Raw genomic sequence first — 2,230 nt, forward strand, 5'->3', positions numbered from 1 at the left:
TAAATTAAAGAGTGGGGGCGGATGGATTCGAACCACCGTAAGCGTAAGCTAGCAGATTTACAGTCTGCCCCATTTGGCCACTCTGGTACACCCCCTTTATATTTCTATACCCTTTTCAGTTACTTCCGTTAATTACTTTGTCGCTGAATTGGAGTGCAAAATTATATCCTTTTTTTGTTTTGTCAAATAGTTAGCCACTTTTTTTTTCTTTTTTTTTAATATTTTTTTTCAACATCTGTTTACATTACCTTATTTATTTTATCAACTTTCTGATTTTCAGGAATTTACACAAATAATAGCATTGAAATGATTGCTACACATTAAAAAAAATACGAATAATAACCCCAACTACTATTTTATGTTTATCTCATAACAACTTAGTGCAATGCCAAAACGAATGGATTAGGTTTATGTAGTGTACACCTGCTGTAAGCAAGTGTACACTACACAAACTTGATTGCATTTGTTTATAGTCTAAGACCGATAGACCAGGCTTGTAATCCTTTTGCATTGCTTTGGTCGGTTCTAAACATTTCATTCATATCATATCTAACAAAGAAAGTTGCTCCTTTGCGTTTGCCAAGTTCGGCCGTAAGACCGTATCTAAAATCTTCTAAACCATAGCTTCCTTTGATTTTTTCCTTCTTTCCTCCTTCATATTTCAGCTTGCTGTATCCACCAATTCGATAGCCAATATATCCACCAAAACCAATTCTGAATTTAGCTTCTTCAAAACCAAAATTAAGCATCATAGGAAGGTTTAGCATTGGTACAACCAATTTACTTTTCGATAAATTTTGACCAAAATCTTTGAAAACTATTTGTTGACCTGACATTTGAGCAACATTATTTTCTTGAAACATAAAGTTATTCCAAGCTACTTCGGGGCCGTATGTAAGAGCTAAATCTACTTGTTTTCCGTTGATTAATGTAACGTTTCTTTGAAATGAAAGTGCTACGTATCTCGAACCCCAAGTATCCAACTCAGAGCCAAGCGTTGAACCTTTCGACCAGTTGTTTAAGCCTACATAAAGCCCAAAATCGCTGCGTGAGAAAAATCTTCCTGAACCCTTTTTCTTCTTAACCTCACGGTCATCATCAGAGTCGTCATCTCGGTCTTCTTCTTTATAAACTCTATTTTCACGACTCCAATGGTCTTCTTTGTCGTTGCGAAGAGTATCCTGACGAGCAGACATTTCTTTTGGAGCTCGTAAAACAATTTTAATATCTCGACCATCGCGAGCAACCACCAGTATAGTATCTTGCTTCGAGCCATCCGTTCCTGCCAGAATGATTGCTTTTTTGCGTTCGAGCGAATCAACCCCTACGCTTTTCAAAACATTTTCGAGGTCGAGTGTTTTCGGCAAATCGAAATCCCGTTTGCTTGAAGTATAGACAGTTACTCGTTTTTTTACCCCTTTGTCGGTAAATTCGACTATGGTTGTATCTGATTTGAAATTGGCTTTTACTGACAATGTACTGATTATCAATAAAAAGGCTAAGTGCAGTTTTTTCATTGTTGTTTTCTTTTTTTCGTCTAATACTGATAGTTCGGACAAACTTCTATTTATTCTTTGCGTTGAAATCTACTTACTTTTCGTTGTACGAAATCACGTACATCGGTGATGTCTTCTTTTATTACGCTATCATCCACACGAGCCAATACATCTTTTACACCAAGTTTTTTCAAATCTACTTTTTCGCCGTACTTGAAATGTTTGTATTCGCCGTAAAGTTTAGCGATAAACGATTTTTCCTTTTCTTCTTTTTCTTCGCCCATACGTTTTGCATCAGCCAAAGAAATATTAGAGTCTTGACTGATGGAAGGAATCACCTCGGCTTCGGGAGCGGCTGGCTCAAGCACTACTACAACAGACTCTCCAACATCAGTTTTAAAAATCCCTTGCGATGCTTGTTCGGCTGGTTTGGTTGTTTCGACTACTGGAGTTTCGAAAATTGGCGTTGTATTAGTAGCAACGCTTATTTCCTCTTCAGGCGAATCATCAATGATTTTATTCGGTACTGGCTGAGTTATTGGGTTTAGGTTTGCAATGGTATTTTCGGGCGTGCTTGTAACAACTGGCAAAATTTCTTTTTTGGCAGTTGAAGAGTTTTGCTTGGTTGTATTTTGTATTGTCTGCTGTCTATTATTTTCAAGCGATGCAATCGCCTGATTATTAATTATTTCTGGGGCTGTCTCGATAGTATTTTTCTTCACAGATGGAGCATC

General features: G+C 37.2%; 2 protein-coding genes and 1 tRNA gene. All 3 read right to left on the reverse strand.

Annotation, left to right across the window (positions count from 1 at the left end; all coding sequences use genetic code 11):
• Positions 1-12: 12 nt before the first annotated feature.
• A tRNA-Tyr gene (locus tag ACOVO2_RS09460) sits at positions 13-95 on the reverse strand.
• Between the two features lie 372 nt (positions 96-467).
• Positions 468-1,517: a hypothetical protein gene (locus ACOVO2_RS09465; protein ID WP_421769727.1), complete on the reverse strand. Its 1,050-nt coding sequence runs from the start codon at positions 1,515-1,517 to the stop codon at positions 468-470.
• Between the two features lie 50 nt (positions 1,518-1,567).
• Positions 1,568-2,230 (reverse strand): hypothetical protein (locus ACOVO2_RS09470; protein ID WP_421769728.1); only part of this gene is annotated, 663 nt, incomplete at its 5' end.

The organism is Emticicia sp. (assembly GCF_049241225.1).
Taxonomy (GTDB): domain Bacteria; phylum Bacteroidota; class Bacteroidia; order Cytophagales; family Spirosomataceae; genus Emticicia.